This is a genomic window from Klebsiella terrigena, from assembly GCF_006539725.1.
Taxonomy (GTDB): domain Bacteria; phylum Pseudomonadota; class Gammaproteobacteria; order Enterobacterales; family Enterobacteriaceae; genus Klebsiella; species Klebsiella terrigena.
The window spans coordinates 156,757-177,143 of the sequence record NZ_BJNO01000004.1; the positions used below are offsets into that span (position 1 = coordinate 156,757).

A 20,387-nucleotide genomic window follows, 5' to 3' on the forward strand; every position below is an offset into this window, starting at 1 on the left:
ATAGCTCATATGGAACTGGAGATCTTTAAGTTTGGGAAAATCTTCCCGCCCGGATAAGGCGGGATTTATTGATATCTAGTTATCCTTTACATCGATTTAATGCCAGTCGAAGTCCCGCACCAATTTCAGCAGGAGAGTTGTCATTAGAAAGAATAACATCTTCAAGGCCATCTCCTTTTGTTCTTCCCCATGCTTCCAGTTTTTCATGGCGAGTGGGCCGTATGGTGATAACTCCATTCACACAATGAATAATGCAATATTTCATATCCTTGAATAAAGCACGTTTGGTTTTATAACCGTATTTATCCATCAACATGGCTATCCAGGCCGCATACTTCTCCTTACCTTTCTCAAGGTCAAAAAAAGCAACGCGATCCTCTAAATTATTCAGTGTCCGGCTATTAGACAAAGCCTGCAATATAGTTTCACCAGCAGATTCGTCGTCAGCTTCAGGTAGTAGTATATGGGGAGGGAATAGTGGATCTGCACTAGTTCTTCCTAGTCCTGATTGAGTTTCAATTAGCAAGAACTCATTATTACAATAACAAGTCGCCCAATAATCCTGTTCTTTATTAAATTTCATTATTTCACCTGAGTCACTTTAACGGTTACACCCTGACTTTTACCGTACTCAATAGCCCTATTTATCTCTGTCCATTGTGTTTTAGTAGTATTGGCCGGAACTGCAAGTTGGATTTCTCTATTAGAGATCATTGAAGAATCAAGGGGAGCCTTCGAAAGAGTATATGTCTCAAATTTAGCTGCGGCATCAATATTTTCTTTAATCGAGCTGTAAACCTGATTCGGGTTAGCCAGTTTTGCCATTGTCTGAGTGTCCATCGATTTGGCGCTGACTGCCGTTTTTGTCGCACCGTCATAATAATCAAACGTTTTGAAGTTCTTCGGCAGACGAGCATCAGCAGGCAATGAACCTCCGACATAATCCTCCCATGGCATTCCTTGTTTCATATTACCCTGACCCCACTGCATTCCTAGCTCAGAAGCGCTGACACTTGCAGTTGCCGAATTGCGACTCATGAAGGATACAGCTGCTTTTGTTACATCCTTCAACAGCAACCCACCGGAGGCCAGCATAGCCTGATTCTCCGGATCTGACACGAACACAGCGTATTTCATCCATTCAGGACTGTTTACATCTATTTTTGCCAAATCCTGGCCATTCCACTGCTGTACATAGGCTTTGGCTTCATCACTGGTCATTACTTCTGCACCAATGTTACCCAGCCAGCCAGGGCGCTGTGTCATATCATATCCGCCCTCCGCAACTTCCTTATCCCAGCCAACAGCTGTTAAAGGGTCGTCCTTCAGTTGTTCATCAACAGTGACACTCTGCTCATCACTGACTTTCTTCCATTTATCGATAACAGCCTGGCAATCACCGCCAGATTTGCGGCAGTCCGACAATTCCTTATCAAAAGTCAGCGCCTGAGTACTGCTCAGATAGTTATTCTCAACCGCATTTTTCCCGGCACCGGCGCCTGTCGCGACTCCAGCTGTATTCCCCGTAGCAATCCCACCAGCCATCCCCGCCGATATACTCGCCAGAGCACTGACTGTCTGCTTCTGTTCTTCAGATAACTTTTCCACGCCCGGATAGAGCATATTGGCGATAGCGCGTGCCGCCAACTCTCCACCACCTGCACCAAGCGCACCTGCCGCCGCGCTGTTACCCTGAAGCGCTGCAACCGCACCACCAAGGATCGCGTGGGCTATGGAGTTAACAGCTGTATTGTCTTCTGTTGATTTCAGCAGATGTGCCAGCTCCGGTGCCGAAGCCCCCGCCAGTGCACCCGCTAAATTGCCGCCCGCCAGGCCCTGAAGCGCTGCCGTTGCAGCCTGGATGCCGCGCTGGATATCGCTACCGGTGCCATATTTTTCCTGCTCTTTTTTGTATTCCGGCGTGTCACGCAGTTTCGCCAGATATGCCTGCCGCTGCTCTTCCGTCGCATCCGCAGGAAGAGGCCCGTATTTATCCTGCGCAGCATTCAGCGCATTCAGCTCCCCCTGCGTCCGGGCAATATCTGCCACCTGACCGCCGATATCGCTGATCATCCCGATTTCCTTCAGGCGGTTCTGCTCTTTCTCTTTGTCGAAGATCGGGCTGATACTGTCGTTGGCGTGCTCTGTATCGCGGCTGAGATCAGCGACATTCTGTTTCTGGTTATCCTTGTCGCGGATGGTGATGGTGCTATCAGCGACAGCAGCCTGAGTTGTGCCTTCGGCATGGCCTTTGTTGCCCGCCACCGCAATCATCCCACCCGGCATGTTGCCCTTGAACTGGTCGCCGAAGCTGCCCGCGCCGCTGATGCTGATGCCGGTGTGCTGGGTTTTGAAATCCGCTTCGTTATGGATGTCCGTGAAGCCCAGCGTCCCGGTATCGAGGCTGTTTTTATCTGCCGTCGCCGTGGAAGCGATAACCGCACCATCAAGCTGGGTGTGATTACCAACGGTGATATCGAACCCGCCATCACCGGCGAACATCCCGGTTTGTTCGGCAACGGAGTCAAAGCGGCTCTTCATCTTGTCCTGCGAGGCAGAGATATAGCCGGAGCCCGTCATGCTGCCGAAGGTGAAGCTGCCGCCCGCCGCCACGCTGCTCTGCTTGCTGTCGTATTTGTTGGTGTCCTGCTGGCTGCTCATCAGCAGGTCGTGGCCCACATCGGCGACAATTTTATTGCCGTTAACCTGCGCGCCATTGAGCACGGTGTCGTTCCCGCTCTTAATGGTCACGGTTTTGCCGCTGTCTATCGTGGTTTCAGTCCAGTCGGTACCGTTGCCATTGTCCTTGCCTTTTGCCGCGTTGACGTTGGCAAACACGCTGATACCGGCACCTTTACCTGCACCAATACTTACGCCGACACCGCCGCCGCTGCTGCTGTTCTTGCCGCTGGATTGTTGGGTGTTGGCCGCGCCGCTGAGAATGACGTCGTTCTTCGCGTCCAGCAGCGTGTCGCCGCCTGCCTTCAGCTGGCTTCCGGCAATAACGATATCGCCTTCACCCTTTTTGCCGTTGGCGGTGATAGAAAGGTTGTTGCCCGCGTTCAGGGTGCTGCCCGCCACCGCATCGCTTTCGGCATGCTGCTGCGATTTGGATTTCTGCGTGGTCAGCGAGAGGCTGACGCCCATCGCGTTCGGGTCGGCCGTGAGGTTTGCCATGTCCGCCGCCTGACCAGCCTGAATGCCAGAGAGGACCGTTTTAGTCGCCTGCAATGCCTTCAGCCGTCCGTCGCTCTCCTCTTTTGTGTCCTGTGCCGACGTGACGGCATTGTTAATCGCGCTGCCGACGGTGCCCGAAAGCGCCAGCGTCAGCCCGCTTTTCTTCTGCTCGAAGGTTTCATCGCGGGTGCGCTTGTCGTGGCCCGGGTCGATAATGACGCTGCTGCCGCTGAGGCTCATGTCCTTCCCGGCAATCAGGTCTGCGCCGCCAATGTGCGCCTGGTTGCCGGCAGCGATAACCACGTTGCCGCCCGTAGAACCGACGGTGCTGAAGCTCTGGCTTTGCGTGGTGCCCGCTTCACGCAGGTCATGGGTGGATTTGCTGCTGCCGACGGTGATACCGATACCGCCGGTGCCCATCAGGCCGCTCTTCTTCTCTTCTTTAAAGCGCCAGGAGGAATCGGTGTTGGTGGCCGCCACGATATCGACGTTGTTACCTGCGCCCAGCGCCACGGTGTTATCGCCCACCACGGAGGAGCCTTTCACCAGCAGGTTGTTGCCCGCCTGAACGGTCACGTTATCGCCGGAAAGCAGGGTGCCTGCTTCACGGGTCGCGCTGTCTTCCGCGATGGTGTGGGTCGTTTTCTTGCTGAGGAACCCTTTTTTGGTCTTCGTCTCTTCTTTGTAGTGATAGTCGCTTTCCGTCGCAGTGGTCAGGTTGATATCGCGACCTGCCGCCACGCCGATATCACCGCTGGCGGTCACCTGCGCGGCTTCGCTGTTCACGTCGCGTCCGGCGATAATCGCGGTGTTACCGGAGCTGGCAATTTCGGTGCCCTGCTGGCGCACGGATTCGTCGATAACAGTTTTCTTTTTCGAGTGCGAGCTGCTGCCGGTCACGGACTCTTCGGCCAGCAGGTTCACATCACGTCCGGCCTGGATACCGACATTCCCTTCCGCCGCCATGCCTGCCGCCTGGCTGGTCACGTCCTGCCCGGCGACCAGCGTCACGTTGTCGCCCGCTGAAACGGTGGTTCTGTCTGCGCTGCTCTGATGGCTTTCGCTGCCGCCCGTGCGGCGGGTCTGTCCGTTGCCCGCCGCGTTCAGGTTCATGTCATTGCCCGCCACCAGCTGCGCGGTTTTACCTGCGTCGATGGCGCTCGCCGTGACGTTCAGGTCGTTGCCCGCCTGCATCACCGCGTTACCGCCCGCCGTAATGCTGCTGCCCTGGTTTGAGGTCGCTGACGAACTGGTGTCTTTTTTGCCACCGAAGCCCGACCGGCTGCTGCTGTCGGTTATCTGATTGGCGGCGATGTTGATGTTATTGCCTGCGCCCATCGTAAGGCTCGCGCCCGCACTCACCTTCGCCCCGGTGATGTTGATGTCGTTTGCCGCCGCCATATACAGACCGTCGCTGGCGCTGATGGAGGCGGTTTGTCCAACGTCGGTGCCGCTGACGTGCACGCTGTCGCGACGGCTGTCGTCGCCCACGCTCCACTGCTGCGTCCGGGTGATGTTATTGATGCTGCCGCCCACGCTTTCCAGCTGGACGGTTTTGCCGCTGATGGCTGAGCCGATGTTATTGATGTCGCCCAGCGCGCTCAGTTCCAGCCCACCGCCCGCCTGGATAAGCCCGGCGTTAAGGTTGCTCAGGCTGTTGCTGCTGTCGATGGCCAGAGCGTTCTGCGCCAGCAGCGAACTGCCGCTGTTGGTGACGTTGCCGCCCGCCAGCTGCACGTTGTTGCCGCCGATCGCGCTGCCGCGCTGCACCGTTACGTCTTTTGGCGACAGATACACTTTCGGCACCATCACGGTCTGGCCGTTAATGGTCGCGGTTTCATACCACAGGATACTGTGGTCGAGCGCCGCCACCTGGTCGGCGGTCAGCGCCACGCCAAACTTCAGGCCAAGCGAACTCTGCGCGTCGGCGGCGTTATCCATCAGGTAGCGCATCTGGTCGAGGTCGGAACCAATCCCGTTGATATAGCGCGTGCCGGTCTGGTTCAGCACATAGTTCGACACATAGCGGGTATCAAACGCCGCATCGCCGAGGAAGCGGTAGTCTTTGTCCGGGTTCAGGCTGAGGCGATCCAGCATATACGACGAACCGAGGAACTGATTCATGTCGGTGTACTGGCTGCCCGTCTCGCGTGGGGCAGCACCGGGGTTCATGCCGAGCAGCTTATACAGATCGCCAAACAGCGACGGATCGAGCTGGCCGAGGCCATCGAGTTTTGGGTTAACGGTGATCAGATACGGGCTGTCCGGATCGGTGGACGGCACGAAGTAGCCGTTGTTGCCGGAAGGCAGAGGATAGTTGCCGTCCATGCCGCCTGGCGCCAGCCCCGAGCCGCCGCTAATTGCCTGGCTGGCGGTGCTGTCTTTCCAGTCCGGAGCGGTAATGGTCTGGGTTCCGGCGTCGGCAAGCGCCTGCTGGCTTGCGCCGCCGCCGATGCTTTGCGCTGAAGGCGTGTTAAGGTTCGGGGCGACGATGGTGTTACTGATTTGCCCGGCGTTAGCGGTTGTATTGGTGTTACTGATATCGCTGGTGAAGATGGCCTTAACAGTGCCGCCCGCCTGGATGACAGCTCTGTAAGTCTCGCCCTGAACCTCATTAACTTCGTTATCTGAAAGAGTATACTGGAACCATATATCCTCTGGTTTCGGTACCCAGTTTGAATTAAATCCAGCCGAGTCAAATTCATATGTCTGCCAGATCTCATAAACTTTATTTTGATATGACTTATTTTCGAAAACATTCCCACGAAGATTGATATCACCGTTCGCTAATATGAAAGATGCATTATTAAAAAGATAATCAGCCTCAATATTTATCTTGCCAGCAGACATGATCCGCGATGCATTGCCTGTAGCAATAGCCTTCTCAGTGTTACTCTCAATCAGATAACGCTTTGTGCGGGTTGTTGCATCAATATAGACATAAAGTTTTGGCGCAGGCCCCGAATTCCCACCGCCCACCAGCACCTCATAATCCGGGTGCCACTCTTCGTTTGCCCAGACTTTTATCGAGTTGCCATCCAGGTCAGGTATCTGGTCACGATAATCATTTTTTGAGTGGGTAAACTCGATTTGTTGATATGAATTTTCAAGCCTCCCGGTCTTAATGGTGATATCGCCGCGGGTGGTTTCGATATTGCCGGAGGTATTGATCACCTCGGCGTTCGCCGTGCCGCTGGCGTCTTTCTGCATCACCAGGTTATTACCCGCCAGCATATCGCCGTGCAGGTTGTAGATGCTGTTGGCAAACAGCGAGAGGTTGTTGCCCGCATACAGCAGCGCGGTGTTAACGATCGACCCGACCGCCGTTAACGCCAGGCTCCCCGCCGTGCCGGTAAAGCCGTCGAGAGTGATATTGCCCCGGCTGGTCAGGCTGACGTCGCCGCCTGCCTGCAGGCTGCCGCTGGCGTTCATCGCAATCTGGCTGCCGCTCAATGCCGTGGCGCCGCTGCCTGCGGACAGCTGGCCGTTGTTGGTCAACTTGCCCGCCGCATTCAGCGTGATGCCGTTGCCCTGCAATGTGGCTCCGTTGGTGATATCGCCCTGGCTGCTGACGGAGAGCTGCTTGTTCGCGGCGATAACGCCCTGGGTGGTCAAGCCGTTGGTGAGTTTCAGCGTCAGGTTGCCGAGCGCCACCAGCTGGCCTGCGCCGCTGAGCGAGACCATTTCGGCAAGCATATCGCCGCCGCTGAACACCTTCCCGCCCGCGTTATTGAGGCTGCTCCCTTTGAGCGTCAAACCCTGATTGCCGAGCAGCGTGCCGCTGTTGGTGATGGTCTGCGTGTTGACGTTCAGCCGTGCGGCCTGGAAGGTGCCGCCGTTGGTCAAACTGTTACCTGTGAGCGTCGCCTGGTTCGCCGCCATCACGGTGCCGTTACTGGCAAGCTTCGCCACGTTCAGCATCAGGTTAGTGGCCTGCAGCCAGCCGCTGCCGCTGTAGTCCGGCGTGGTGAAGCTCAGATCGCCGCCGGAGAGAATTTTGCCGCCGTTGCGGGCCTGCGTTGCCGCGCTGAGCGTAGTTTTGCCGTTGCCCTGAAGGGTGCCGTCGTTGGTCAGCACGGGCGCGGTGAGGCTTAACGCATTCTGGCTGAGAAGCACGCCGCTGGCCTGGTTGGTGAGCGCATTAAGCACGGTGAGCGTCAGGCCGCTGTCGCCCTGCACGCGCCCGCTGTTGGTGAGCGAGCTGGCGCTGATTTGGCTATCTGCGCCCTGAAGCTGCCCGCTGTTGCTGACGTCTTTCGCGTTGACGTTAAGCAGGCCGCCGGTCAGCATTTTGCCCTGCTGTTGCAGGTTACCGCTGAGCGTCACGTTCAGGCCGTTGACGCCGCTGATTTCGCCGCCGTTGCCGAGCGAATCGCCTTTCACCTCCAGCGTTTTCGCACTGATTAATCCCTGGTTGCTCAGCACGTTGCCGGTCAGCCGGGCGTCGCCCAGGGCGGTGATTTTGCTGCCGGTGGCGGCGATAACGTCGCCGCTCAGGGCGAGGGCTAAATCCAGCGCGCTCTGAATAGCGCCGCTGTTGGTCAGGCTGCTGCCGTCCAGGGCGATGTTCTGCCCCTGAAGCCGGCCGCTGTTGCTCACGTCTCCTGCGCTCAGCGTCAGCGATTTCTGGCTCAGCAGATCGCCGCTGTTGGTAAGCCGACCCGTACTGTTCAGGGCCAGGCCGTTCAGGCCAGTGACCGATCCTCTGTTGTCGATGCTGTTGTGACGCAGCGACAGCGTGTAGCCCTGAAGCGTGCCGTCGCTGGTAAAGGTTGTTCCGGCGAGCGACATTTCGCCTGACGAGAGAATGCTGCCGTGGTTGCTCAGCCCGGGCGCATTCAGCCCGAAATTGCCCTGGCTCATCAGGTCGCCATTGTTGAGCAGAGAGGCGCCCAGCGTAGCGTTAAGATTGCCGGTTGCCAGCACCGAGCCATTGTTAGTCCAGCTATCCGCCTGAGCGGTAAGGTTCTGCCCCTGCGTAGTCCCGGCGGTATCCAGAGTTTTACCGTTGAGGGCGAGATCGCCCGCCGTCAGCCAGCGCCCGTTGGCACCCTGCGAGAGCGTATCCCCGGCAAGGGTCAGCGCCCCGGTTCCCTGCAACAGGCCGTCGCCGCTCAGCGCGGTCGCTTTGACGTTCAGCGTGTCAGCGAGGATTTTGCCTGGATTGCTGAGGGAGCCAGCGCTTAGCGTTAAACCGTTATCGCTGGTGATAAGCCCGCTGTTGCGGATATCCGAAATAGCCAGCGTCAGATTTGCGGCGCTGTAGAGGGTGCCGTTCTGCTGGTTGTCCAGCTTTTGTGTGCCAATCAGCAACGCACTGTCGCCCTGCATCAGGCCGCTGTTGGTGAGAGTTTGCGACTGAGTGTTCAGGGTGGAAGCCACGAGCACGCCGCTGTTGGTCAGTTCTGGCGCACTAAGGCTGAGTGATGCCGCGCTGCTTTTGCCGCTGTGGGTGAGTTTTTCGCGGGCGTTAACCGTCATGGCTTTTTGTGCCGCCTGCGTACCCGCAAGCGCCGCTTCCCGCGCGCTGAGGCTGAGATTATTGCCACTCTGGAGCTGGGCACTCGCCGCCGTGGTGAGCCTGTCGCCCTGAAGCTCTAGATCGCCGCCCGCGCTGGTTTCCCCGTCGAGCGTCGCCGTGGTGGTAATCAGCGTTATGGCGGCGTCGCTGTGGGTCACCGAATTTTTGCCGGAAGTCAGGGTCTGCGCGTTGACCGTCAGCCCTTTGCCGCCGGACAGCACGCCGTTCTGCGTCACATCCTGCGCCTTCAGCGCCAGCGCATCGTCGCTCACCAGAGCGCCGGTATTGGTCAGCTTCCCGCTGGCGGTGATGCTCGCTTTGCCCTTCGCGCCGGTGCTGCCGCTTTGGGTAAAATCGTTGGTATTAACCGTCAGGTTACCGCCGCTCAGCAGGGAACCCGAGTTGCCGAGCGTGGCGCTGCCCACGCTCAGGGAAGCGCCCTGAACGGAGCCGCTGTTATTGAGCGTGTCGGCATTCAGCTGAGCGCGGTTATGCGCCAGCAGCTTGCCGTTTTGCGTCAGGGTGTTACTGCTCACCGTCAGGTTTTGCCCGGCGGTCATCTGCCCTTGTGTTGTAAGCGTATCGCTGGCTTTAGCCGCGATATCGCGGGCAGCGTTAATCTGGCTGGAAGCATCCTGACTGATGTTTTTCGCGGTCAACGTCGCATCGCGTCCGGCGGTCAGCTTTTCACTGGCGTGCGAAATCGTGCCGTTGGCGTTCAGTACCAGGTCGCCGTCGCTGTTCAGCGAGCCGTTGCTCAGGGCAATGTCGTCCTGGCTGTTCAGCGACATACTGCCGCCGGATTTGTGGTCGCCCGTCAGGGTGAGGCTTTCACCCTTAGCGGACAGCGCCCCGCTGGCGAGGCTGTTGTGAACGGTGAGTTTGCCACCGGCATCCAGGGTGATGTCTCCCTGGCGAGCATTCAGGTCGCCGAGGTTAACCCCGACGCCTTTCTCGCTGGACACCAGATGAATGCGGTTGGCGTACATCCCGCCGAGCGCACCGGTATCCACCGCAACCGTAGGAGCGCTGCCTTCGCCCTGCTGCGCCTGCACGCTGCCGTCGGTGCCAACGCGGTTGGCCCCGGCAACCACCTTTAAATCCTTCGCATGAATGGCGGCGTTCACTTCGGTTGCGCGTGAAATGATCGACAGCGCATCGCTGCTGCTGGCATCCAGCCCTTGCCCCTCAATGGTGATGCTGCCCTTTTTCACGTCCAGCGCCTGTAAATTGCCGCTGGCGTCAAACACAGGTTTGCCCGTGGTCAGGGTGGCTTGCGGGGTGTTGATAAACCCGCAGCCGTTACAGGTGATGCCGTACGGGTTGGCGACCATCACGTTCGCCGCGTTGCCCGCCACTTCCGTATAGCCCTGAAGCTGTGAACGGTTGCCGCCGGTCACTTCGTTGATGATGCCCTTCGCTTCCTTGCCCGCTTTCAGCCTGGCGTTGCCGCTAATCAGCCCGCCAAGCTGCGTCTGATTGAGCTTGCCCGTGGCGTTATTGAGGATCAGCCCCTCTTTGCCAACGTTGTAATCGTTAAACTGGTTGTGCGAAATCCCGGCCCCGTTCGGGGTGGCAATGTTCACCACCGGCACGCCGTTTGCCGCTTTATCCATGGCGGTATTACCCACTGGCGTCAGCGTAGCGGCAACGGCAGGCAGCAAGGGCTGCGTCGCGAGCAGGGCACTCATCAGATAGCTGAGCAGGCGGTAAGTTAAGCGAACGGGAGGCTGCTGATTCATGACAATAATCCCTTAAAATGCGACGGCAACGCGGTAATAAACAGTGACGTGATCCGGGCCAAGCCAGTCCGGGTAAACGAGAGGCAGTCCAACGGTGAACGAGCTGGAAACGTGGCCATTGGCGGTGCTGAGCCCGGCGGCCGTGCCCCAGAGGGTGCCTGCGGAATAGCGATCCCACTTGTCGGAGTGCAGCCAGCCGCCGTCGAGGGCCGCCAGCGCGCTGACCTGGCCGATGACCGGCAGCGTGAACAGGGTGTGGTTGAGCTCGTTTCGCCACCAGGCGCCGTTGTCGCCGGAAATGGTTTGCTCTTTAAACCCGCGCACCGAGCTTTCGCCGCCGATGGTCATGCGTTCGCTGCCGTAGAGGCGGTCCGGGGACCATTGCCCATAGGCGCTCGCCAGCCACCACAGATTGTCAGCCACCGGACGCTGGAAGCTGGCGTTCAGGCTCCATTTGCGGAACTGCGCTTTCGGTAAATCACCGTTTTTGCTGCCGTCGCTTTCAGCACCGAGCCACGGCATGCCGCGACTGAAGGTCGGGTTAAACGTCGCTACGCCACCGAATATTTTCTGGGTGTGGTTCAGGCCAAACAGCAGGCTGGTGAGCTTACGGCTGCTGCTTTCCAGCAACACGTCGTCAAGATAGTTGCGGTTGCTGCGATGGCTTAAGCCCAGGGAGACGCCCGTTTTGATATCGCCGTTGCGGAACAGCACGTGCGACAGATTGACGCGGTGCGTTTCGGTATCGCCGCTTGAGCGCCAGAGGTAGCCGTTGTTATCGATGGTGCTGAGATAGTTGTTCCAGCTGTAGCTGTACTCCAGCAGGCTGTAGCCCCAGGGCACGCTGACGCCCGCCGCAAAATTCTGCGCGTCTTTTGCATGCGAAAACGCGCTGCTGCGCCCGCCGCTGACGAACCAGCTGTCGGCCAGACCCAGTAAATTGTTGCCGTTCAGCCCGCCGTTAATCTGCCCGACGCCCGTATTTTTTTGTCCGCTGTTATCGAAGCTCGCGGAGGCCGAAAGGGGAAATTCCGGCGTGGCGGTAAGATGCACTACCGACCAGCCCTGCTGCGTGCCCGGTAATATTTCAATTTGTACCGGCGTGGTGCGCGTGCGGTTAATCTGCTCCATGCCTTGTTCAATATCGCGCAGATTAAGTATTTTTCCTTCAAGGCCCGGGAATACCATGTTCAGTTCGCGCTCTGGCGCGCCGTCCATGCGGATTTTCTCAAGCTTTCCTTCCAGAATACCTAAGCGTAATTCCCCTGAACGTAAATCCTGTTCGGTCAGGAAGGCGCGGCTGGTGATATATCCTCTGCTGATGTACCAGTCGGAAACGCTATTAGTGAGTTTATTAATTCGCGCCATATCCAGGCACCGGCCCTGCCAGGGCGCAAGTAAATTCCGCTGCCTGCGGGCATCAATAAGGGTGGCGCCATCAAGCACAATGCGGTTGATAGTGAAACAAGGCCCGGATGTCAGCGCAGGCCGCTCCGGTTGAGAGGGGCGGATCAGGGGTACAGCACGCTCCAGAGACTCGCGCTGCTGCTGGTTGTGAAGGAGTAATTGCTGCTGCTGTTGTTCAATGCTGCTGCGATCGGCTGGTGACAATGGGGCTGCCAAAACGGGCTGACTGAGTGCCAGTAATACCCACGCCGGATATAAAGCTTTCATCCCTGATCCTGTATATTTTATTATTTACGTCATGAATGTATTTAATGACTTTTATTTACACCTTTGGCTACCTTACACTCAGCCCCGGGGGGATTAAAACAGCAAAGACAGGAATGCGGCAATTTTCAGATTTTTATTGGGGCTTTATTTAAGTAAATCAGATTATGGCGATGGCAAATCTGAAGCTATATATATCAGAGAACTTAAATGAGCAGGCGCAGAATCAATATATCTGCGGACAGCCACTTATATAAAAGGTCGTAAATATATTCCAGGCAGATGGCCGCCGCTCAAACATAATCGGGTTTGAGTGACAGCAGGTCGATATACAGAGTATTAAGGGATCGGATAGGGAAGTATTTCAGGTGGGTATTCGTTCACACCACGGCAAAATATCGGCCGGATGCAACGTTGACGCCCGAGCTAAGAAACAGGCGGGTTGATGATAATCATGCCTGACGTTCAGGCCTGAGGAAGTCCGGGAGCGAAGATTTCCGCTTTCATGGCCTCCGGCACATCTGGGCAAGCGGGTTAATTCAGTCCGGCGTCCCGCTTTCTGTTCTGCAGGAAATGGGCGGCTGGGAGAGCATCGGGTGGTGCGCCGTTATGCTCACCTGGCAGCGAACTATTTGACCGAACACGCACGGAAAATTGACGTCATTTTGGGCGCTAACGACACAAATACGACACAAGGAGAAAATCAGGCTGGATTAGAATTGACGTAAGGTATTGATTTTAAATGGTACGCCCTACAGGGCTCGAACCTGTGACCTACGGCTTAGAAGGCCGAAAACCCTTGATTTCTTTCGCAATAAAAAGCGCCTGTAAGGGCGCTTTTACTCAAAACTATTAACAAGTGCCGTCGGGCACTGACACAAGTTTTAAGGAAGTTTGAGGAAAACGTTCGCGAATAAACTTTCCTTGCCCCTCACTCCAGTATTCGCACTCACACATAGGTGTTTGAATCTCGGAGCCTTCAAATCCATCGAAAGCCCTTAGAACTATCATTTCGGGCCCAGACCCCGAGGCATGGACCACTCTATCACCAGCTTTGAAATTAGCCATCTGTGTAATTCCTTATTGATTTTGCTTGTGTGTAGAGCCAAAAGGGTAGTAGCGACACATCCATTTCGTAACTAAGGATAAAAAACACATAAATATTAAGAGGTGTTCGGAAATTTTCTGCGAAATACCTACCACCAATAGTACCCTCGCTTATTGTAATGCTACGCTGAATTTGGCCACCTAAACATAGGTGATATGCTCACCTCAGAACATTATAGCTGCCATAATGAAAAATAATTCACACAGAGTTCAAACGCTAATCCGCTCAGCTTGTTGTCGATCAAAATTACGCCTTTGCTGAAGCGGAAAGTGTTATAAATGTTAGACTTTCTACAATGGCATAATGGGTATAAACAGCTGTGTGCTGAGTGTAAGGGAAAGACACCTAAAACCACACCAGTGACGTGTAGCAGATTTTCTTCAATAAAGTTTTCAATCAGCTCACTTTTCTGCGCATCGTGATATTGCTGTCAACGATATCCATGATTTTTTTCTTCTACTCCAGCAGCTCTTTCGGCGGTATTACCTGAATACCTGCCAACAGTTTCAAAAGGTAGCCAACGTTAATTTCATCGCAGTGGAGCAGTGGCATTTCAAAATCGATATCATCCAGGCTCGCCCGTGCTCACTGTGCTGGATACGGCTGCTATGCGAACCCGCTGTAAACATGACGATATTATGATATGTGGGCTGCACTCAGATTCCGAATAAAAATAAAATCACGTAAACGATGGACTTTAATCATAAATTTTATGAATGCCCCATATCAAGGTATTTAAATTTATTAGATATGCGCAGAATCAATACTCTTGCGATGTGTATAACACTCTATACATTCGATTATAAGAATATTCTTATTTTATTACTGGTTACCCTATGGGCCATGATAGTGAGTTATGACTTTTGAAGAGACGCTGGACAAGTTTCTTAATCGTAAGCTTGCTCTGGCAAGAGGTATATTGAAAGATACGTCACAATTAACCGTTGCTGATTTTCAAATCGTACTGAAATGGTACGCCCTACAGGGCTCGAACCTGTGACCTACGGCTTAGAAGGCCGTTGCTCTATCCAACTGAGCTAAGGGCGCACTGAGAAGCGGGAGCTTCATGATGTGCAATCGCCGGGAATTATACGGTGCATGCCTGATGAGTCAATGCATTTTGCCATCAAACTGTTTTCTACGGCCCACTTGCCTACTTATGCACCAGGCGACGCATAAGGATTATCCAATCCGCGTCGTCATTTCCCCGCATAACATCGGCTTAAATGCCAGCCGGTTCGCCGGCTATGCATCTTAATCGCGCCGCAACGGCAGGGTTTATCGCCCCTCCGCGCGCCGAAAAGCGATAAAAAATCAAACGAGGACTGACAGAGAGGCTGGCTTCTGACAAAATATCAGCAACCCCCTTTCGTTAAGATACAGATGGAATCCTCTCTCTGATGGCAGCAAAAATTATTGACGGTAAAACGATTGCGCAGCAGGTGCGCTCTGAAGTCGCGGAAAAAGTGAAGGCGCGCACTGCGGCCGGAAAACGCGCCCCAGGGTTAGCCGTCGTGCTGGTTGGCAGCAACCCGGCATCGCAGATTTATGTCGGCAGCAAGCGCAAGGCGTGTGAAGAGGTGGGGTTCATCTCCCGCTCATACGATCTCCCGGAAACCACCAGCGAAGCGGAGCTGCTGGAGCTTATCGACACGCTGAATGCCGATTCGGCTATCGACGGTATCCTGGTGCAGCTGCCGCTGCCTGCCGGGATCGATAATGTGAAAGTGCTGGAACGCATCGCGCCGGACAAAGACGTCGATGGCTTCCATCCCTACAACGTCGGCCGCCTGTGCCAGCGCGCTCCGCGCCTGCGCCCTTGTACGCCGCGCGGTATCGTGACGCTGCTTGAGCGTTACAACATCGACACCTACGGCCTGAACGCCGTGGTAATCGGCGCCTCTAACATCGTCGGCCGTCCGATGAGCATGGAGCTGCTGCTGGCTGGCTGCACCACCACCGTGACCCACCGCTTCACCAAAAACCTGCGTCAGCACGTCGAAAATGCCGATCTGCTGATCGTCGCGGTTGGTAAGCCGGGCTTTATTCCGGGCGAATGGATTAAAGAAGGCGCGATTGTGGTCGATGTCGGCATTAACCGCCTGGAAAGCGGCAAAGTGGTTGGCGACGTGGTCTATGAAGATGCCGCCGCGCGCGCGTCATACATCACGCCGGTCCCCGGCGGCGTCGGCCCGATGACCGTAGCCACCCTCATTCAGAACACGCTGCAGGCGTGCGAAGAGTATCACGACATTCAGGAGGCCTAAGATGGCGACTTTTTCTCTGGGTAAACACCCGCACGTTGAGCTGTGCGATCTGCTGAAGCTCGAAGGCTGGAGCGAAAGCGGCGCGCAGGCAAAAATCGTGATTGCCGACGGTCTGGTGAAAGTTGACGGCGCGGTTGAAACCCGCAAGCGCTGTAAGATCGTTGCCGGCCAGACGGTCAGCTTTGCCGGTCAGAGCATCACCGTGACCGCCTGACCGCCGTCGCTGAATAAAAAAATGCCGGGCCCTTAAGGTCCGGCATTTTTATTTCGCTAAAGGCTTCGCTGCCCCAGGCGTCTCGCCCGGGGTTCAGGCTTGAGGCTATTTGCGACGCCAGGTGGTGCCCTGAGCGCCATCTTCCAGCACGATGCCCATTTCGTTGAGACGGTCACGCGCGGCATCCGCAGCGGCCCAGTCCCTGGCTTTACGCGCGTCGAGACGCTGCTGGATCAGGGATTCAATTTCAGCCACTTCGCCGTCGTCAGCCTGCGCCCCGCTCTGCAGGAACGCGTCCGGCTCCTGCTCCAGCAGGCCCAGCACGCCGGAGAGCTTGCGCATATGCGCCGCCAGCGCGCTTGCCGCCTGCGCGTCTTCGGTTTTCAGCCGATTCACTTCGCGCGCCATATCGAACAGCACCGAATAGGCTTCCGGGGTGTTGAAGTCGTCGTCCATTGCTTCCACAAAGCGCGCTTCAAACGCCTCGCCGCCGGCCGGAGCTACGCCGTCATCGGTACCGCGCAGCGCGGTGTACAGACGCTCCAGAGCGGAACGCGCCTGCTTCAGGTTCTCTTCGCTGTAGTTCAGCTGGCTACGATAGTGGCCGGACATCAGGAAGTAGCGGATGGTTTCGGCATCGTAGTACTTCAGCACGTCGCGCACGGTAAAGAAGTTGCCCAGCGACTTCGACATCTTTTCGCGGTCAATCATTACCATGCCGGAGTGCATCCAGTAGTTCACGTATTCGCCGTCGTGCGCACAGGTGGACTGCGCGATTTCGTTTTCGTGATGCGGGAACATCAGATCCGAACCGCCGCCGTGAATATCAAAATGGTTACCCAGCTGCTTGCAGTTCATCGCCGAACATTCGATGTGCCAGCCCGGACGCCCGGCGCCCCACGGCGACGGCCAGCTCGGCTCGCCCTCTTTCGACATCTTCCACAGCACGAAGTCCATCGGGTTGCGCTTAACGTCAACCACGTCAACGCGAGCGCCGGCCTGCAGCTGCTCCAGATCCTGGCGCGACAGCTGGCCGTAGTTCGGATCGGTCGGAACCGAGAACATCACGTCGCCGTTGTCCGCCACGTAGGCGTGATCGCGGGCGATCAGCTGCTCGGTGATTTCAATAATTTCCGGAATATGGTGCGTCGCGCGCGGCTCGAGGTCCGGGCGCAAAATATTCAGCGCATCAAAATCTTTGTGCATTTCGCCAATCATGCGATCGACCAGCGCCACGAAGTTTTCGCCGTTCTCATTAGCACGCTTAATGATTTTGTCGTCAATATCGGTGATGTTGCGTACATACTTCAGCTTATAGCCGAGAAAGCGCAGGTAGCGGGCTACCACGTCAAAAGAGACAAAAGTACGGCCGTGACCGATGTGACAGAGATCGTAAACGGTGATACCACACACGTACATGCCAACTTCCCCGGCATGAATAGGTTTAAACTCTTCTTTTTGGCGCGTCAGTGTATTAAAAATTTTTAACATCGAAGATTCCGTGTAAACGTGTGTAGTGATAAGCCGCATATTCTAACCTGAATTCAACCCCGAAGCAGCACACAATGCAAGGTGATCCAACCCCGCGGTTATGCTATAACAGCCCCCTATGTCACGCCCAACATTGGGTTCAAGCACCACAATCATCGGAACAGGATGCAAAAATGGTTACTTTCCACACTAATCATGGCGATATCGTAATCAAAACCTTTGACGACAAAGCGCCGGAAACAGTTAAAAACTTCCTGGACTACTGCCGCGAAGGTTTCTACAACAACACCATTTTCCACCGTGTTATCAACGGTTTTATGATCCAGGGCGGCGGTTTTGAGCCGGGCATGGAGCAGAAAACAACCAAGTCTCCGATCCAGAACGAAGCCAACAACGGCCTGAAAAACACCCGCGGTACTCTGGCGATGGCCCGTACTCAGGCGCCTCACTCCGCCACCGCGCAGTTCTTCATCAACGTTGCTGATAACGACTTCCTGAACTTCTCTGGTGAAAACCTGCAGGGTTGGGGCTACTGCGTATTTGCTGAAGTCGTTGAAGGCATGGACGTAGTCGACAAAATCAAAGCGGTTTCTACCGGCCGCAGCGGCATGCATCAGGATGTGCCGAAAGAAGATGTTGTGATCAAAAGCGTCACCGTCAGCGAATAATTCGTGGCGACACTTTTTATTGCAGACCTGCATCTGCAAACCGAAGAACCGGCGACCGTCGCCGGTTTTCTCCGCTTTTTACGCGAAGAGGCCCGCGAGGCGGACGCGCTCTATATCCTTGGCGATCTGTTCGAAGCCTGGATCGGCGATGACGATCCTAACCCGCTGCACCAGCAAATCGCCGCCTCGCTCAACGCATTGACCCGCTCCGGCGTCCCCTGCTTTTTCGTCCACGGCAACCGCGATTTTCTTATCGGCCAGCGCTTTGCCCGCGCCTGCGGTATGACGCTGCTGACGGAAGAAAACGTGCTCGATCTCTACGGCCGCCGCGTTTTAATTATGCATGGCGACACCCTCTGCACCGACGATGCCGGCTACCTGGCGTTTCGCGCCAAGGTGCATACGCCGTGGATCCAGCGCCTTTTCCTCGCGCTGCCGCTGTTTATACGCCGCCGCATCGCCGCAAAAATGCGCGCCAACAGCACCGCGGCCAACAGCAGTAAGTCGATGGACATCATGGACGTTAACCCGCAGGCGGTTACAGCAATCCTCGAAAAGCATCACGTTCAGTGGCTGATCCACGGTCATACCCATCGCCCGGCCATCCACCAAATAGAAGCAAACGGCATGCCGGCCTTTCGCGTGGTCCTCGGCGCGTGGCACAGCGAAGGTTCGATGGTGAAGGTCACCAAAGACGACGTTGAACTGATCCCTTTCCCGTTTTAATTATCGCGCTATTTTCCGCCGCTATCGGCCTACGCAACCGTTTTCCTCGCCCGTTTATCGTGTTATTCTCTGTGGCCTCTAAAGCAGTGTGAAGCACACCCACAGGAGTTTTAAGACGCATGTCTTCCCGCAATAATTCGGCGCGTATCGCCATCGTGATGGGGTCCAAAAGCGACTGGGCTACCATGCAGTTTACCGCAGAAATCCTTGATGCCCTGAACGTTCCGTACCATGTTGAAGTGGTCTCCGCGCACCGTACTCCCGATAAGCTGTTCAGCTTCGCCGAAGGCGCAGAGAGCAACGGCTATCAGGTGATTATTGCCGGTGCTGGCGGCGCGGCGCATTTGCCGGGCATGATTGCGGCGAAAACGCTGGTCCCGGTGCTCGGCGTGCCGGTGCAGAGCGCGGCGCTGAGCGGCGTTGACAGCCTCTACTCTATCGTCCAGATGCCGCGCGGGATCCCGGTCGGCACGCTGGCTATCGGTAAAGCCGGCGCGGCCAACGCCGCCCTGCTGGCGGCGCAGATTCTGGCGGTGCACGACGCCGAACTGCACCAGCGCCTGAGCGCATGGCGTCAGGCGCAAACCGATGAAGTGCTGGAGAATCCGGACCCACGGGGTGCGGCATGAAGCAGGTTTGTATCCTCGGCAACGGCCAGCTTGGCCGCATGCTGCGCCAGGCCGGAGAGCCGCTGGGTATCGCGGTGTGGCCGGTTGGCCTTGAGGCCGACCCTGAAGCGGTGCCGTTTCAGCAAAGCGTCATCACCGCTGAAATCGAACGCTGGCCGGAAACGGCCCTCACCCGCGAACTGGCGCGCCACCCGGCGTTTGTTAACCGCGACGTGTTTCCCATCATTGCCGATCGCCTGACGCAAAAGCAGCTCTTCGACAGGCTGGGCCTCGCCACCGCGCCGTGGCAGCTGCTGGCGGATAAAAACCAGTGGCCGGAGATTTTCGCGACCCTCGGCGAGCTGGCTATCGTTAAGCGTCGCGTGGGCGGCTACGACGGGCGCGGCCAGTGGCGCCTGCGTGAAGACGACTGCGCGCAGCTGCCCGACGATAACTACGGCGAATGCATTGTCGAACGGGGAATTAACTTCTCCGGCGAAGTGTCGCTGGTTGGTGCCCGCGCCGAGGATGGCAGCACGGTGTTCTATCCGCTGACCCGCAACCTGCATCAGGACGGAATTCTGCGCACCAGCGTCGCCTTCCCGCAGGCCAACGCCCGCCAGCAGGACCAGGCCGAAGGCATGCTCTCCGCCATTATGGACGAGCTGCAGTACGTCGGGGTCATGGCGATGGAGTGCTTCGTCACCGCCGACGGTCTGCTGATCAACGAGCTGGCCCCGCGCGTGCACAACAGCGGCCACTGGACGCAGAACGGCGCCTCTATCAGCCAGTTTGAGCTGCATCTGCGGGCCATTACCGACCTGCCGCTGCCGCCGCCGGTGGTCAACAGCCCGTCGGTGATGATCAACCTGATCGGCACCGATCTTAACTACGACTGGCTGAAGCTGCCGCTGGTGCACCTGCACTGGTACGACAAAGAGGTTCGTCCGGGCCGCAAAGTGGGCCACCTGAACCTGACCGACAGCGATACCGATCGCCTGAGCGCCACGCTCGAAGCGTTGAAGCCGCTGCTGCCGCCGGAGTACGCCAGCGGTATTTTCTGGGCGCAGTCGCAGCTCAGCTAAGCCTTTCGTGCCGGGGAAAACGCGTTACCCCTTCCCCGGCACGCCTTCAGGCGCGTAGAATCCCTCCTTCGCTTTACAGAAAATCTCGGTTTCACTTCAGAAGGAAGAC

General features: G+C 56.5%; 11 protein-coding genes, 2 tRNA genes and 2 pseudogenes. 8 read left to right on the forward strand and 7 right to left on the reverse strand.

Annotated features, from left to right (window positions below):
* Positions 1-79: 79 nt before the first annotated feature.
* The 3 genes from RTE01_RS07370 to RTE01_RS07380 are packed head-to-tail and all read right to left on the reverse strand — an operon-like array spanning position 80 to position 12,114.
* Positions 80-583 (reverse strand): contact-dependent growth inhibition system immunity protein, encoded by a 504-nt coding sequence (locus RTE01_RS07370; protein ID WP_134525354.1) that lies wholly within the window; start codon positions 581-583, stop codon positions 80-82.
* Complete coding sequence (locus RTE01_RS07375; protein ID WP_141334888.1) at positions 583-10,440, reverse strand: hemagglutinin repeat-containing protein; 9,858 nt, start codon at positions 10,438-10,440, stop codon at positions 583-585. Before RTE01_RS07375 ends, RTE01_RS07370 begins: the two co-directional genes overlap by 1 nt.
* A gap of 12 nt (positions 10,441-10,452) precedes the next feature.
* Positions 10,453-12,114: a ShlB/FhaC/HecB family hemolysin secretion/activation protein gene (locus RTE01_RS07380; protein ID WP_134525353.1), complete on the reverse strand. Its 1,662-nt coding sequence runs from the start codon at positions 12,112-12,114 to the stop codon at positions 10,453-10,455.
* 327 nt (positions 12,115-12,441) lie between these two features.
* On the opposite strand from RTE01_RS07380, the pseudogene RTE01_RS07385 reads away from it, so the two are divergent.
* Positions 12,442-12,839, forward strand: a pseudogene (locus RTE01_RS07385) (tyrosine-type recombinase/integrase); the annotation flags it as partial.
* A gap of 15 nt (positions 12,840-12,854) precedes the next feature.
* Here RTE01_RS07385 and RTE01_RS26140 read toward each other — a convergent pair.
* Positions 12,855-12,948: transfer RNA gene (locus tag RTE01_RS26140), tRNA-OTHER, on the reverse strand.
* 491 nt (positions 12,949-13,439) lie between these two features.
* On the opposite strand from RTE01_RS26140, the pseudogene RTE01_RS26360 reads away from it, so the two are divergent.
* A pseudogene (locus tag RTE01_RS26360) lies at positions 13,440-13,584 on the forward strand (IS3 family transposase); the annotation flags it as partial.
* Between the two features lie 91 nt (positions 13,585-13,675).
* On the opposite strand, the gene RTE01_RS26365 reads toward RTE01_RS26360, so the two are convergent.
* Positions 13,676-13,771, reverse strand: coding sequence for a hypothetical protein (locus tag RTE01_RS26365; protein WP_255313511.1), 96 nt, complete (start codon positions 13,769-13,771; stop codon positions 13,676-13,678).
* A 418-nt stretch (positions 13,772-14,189) separates the two neighbouring features.
* Positions 14,190-14,266 (reverse strand) — tRNA-Arg (locus RTE01_RS07395).
* Between the two features lie 353 nt (positions 14,267-14,619).
* Here RTE01_RS07395 and folD point away from each other — a divergent pair.
* Positions 14,620-15,486 carry a bifunctional methylenetetrahydrofolate dehydrogenase/methenyltetrahydrofolate cyclohydrolase FolD gene (gene folD / locus RTE01_RS07400; protein ID WP_041144398.1) on the forward strand — a complete coding sequence of 289 codons (867 nt, stop codon included), beginning with the start codon at positions 14,620-14,622 and terminating at the stop codon, positions 15,484-15,486.
* Between the two features lies 1 nt (position 15,487).
* Positions 15,488-15,700: a ribosome-associated protein YbcJ gene (gene ybcJ, locus RTE01_RS07405; RefSeq protein WP_041144397.1), complete on the forward strand. Its 213-nt coding sequence runs from the start codon at positions 15,488-15,490 to the stop codon at positions 15,698-15,700.
* Between the two features lie 105 nt (positions 15,701-15,805).
* Here ybcJ and cysS read toward each other — a convergent pair whose 3' ends face one another.
* The gene (cysS, locus tag RTE01_RS07410) at positions 15,806-17,191 is read right to left on the reverse strand and encodes a cysteine--tRNA ligase (RefSeq protein WP_134525351.1); all 1,386 of its coding nucleotides are present in this window, start codon (positions 17,189-17,191) and stop codon (positions 15,806-15,808) included.
* A gap of 173 nt (positions 17,192-17,364) precedes the next feature.
* Here cysS and ppiB point away from each other — a divergent pair, with 173 nt between their 5' ends.
* From ppiB to purK, 4 genes are all read left to right on the forward strand, one after another.
* Entirely contained in the window at positions 17,365-17,859 is a 495-nt protein-coding gene (ppiB, locus tag RTE01_RS07415) for a peptidylprolyl isomerase B (protein ID WP_041144395.1), read from the forward strand.
* Positions 17,860-17,862: 3 nt separating this feature from the next.
* Positions 17,863-18,585: a UDP-2,3-diacylglucosamine diphosphatase gene (gene lpxH, locus RTE01_RS07420; protein WP_134525350.1), complete on the forward strand. Its 723-nt coding sequence runs from the start codon at positions 17,863-17,865 to the stop codon at positions 18,583-18,585.
* 119 nt (positions 18,586-18,704) lie between these two features.
* Positions 18,705-19,214: a 5-(carboxyamino)imidazole ribonucleotide mutase gene (gene purE / locus RTE01_RS07425; RefSeq protein WP_045854285.1), complete on the forward strand. Its 510-nt coding sequence runs from the start codon at positions 18,705-18,707 to the stop codon at positions 19,212-19,214.
* Positions 19,211-20,278: a 5-(carboxyamino)imidazole ribonucleotide synthase gene (purK, locus tag RTE01_RS07430; protein ID WP_041144392.1), complete on the forward strand. Its 1,068-nt coding sequence runs from the start codon at positions 19,211-19,213 to the stop codon at positions 20,276-20,278. The genes purE and purK overlap by 4 nt, the downstream gene beginning before the upstream one ends.
* The last annotated feature ends 109 nt before the right edge of the window (positions 20,279-20,387 follow it).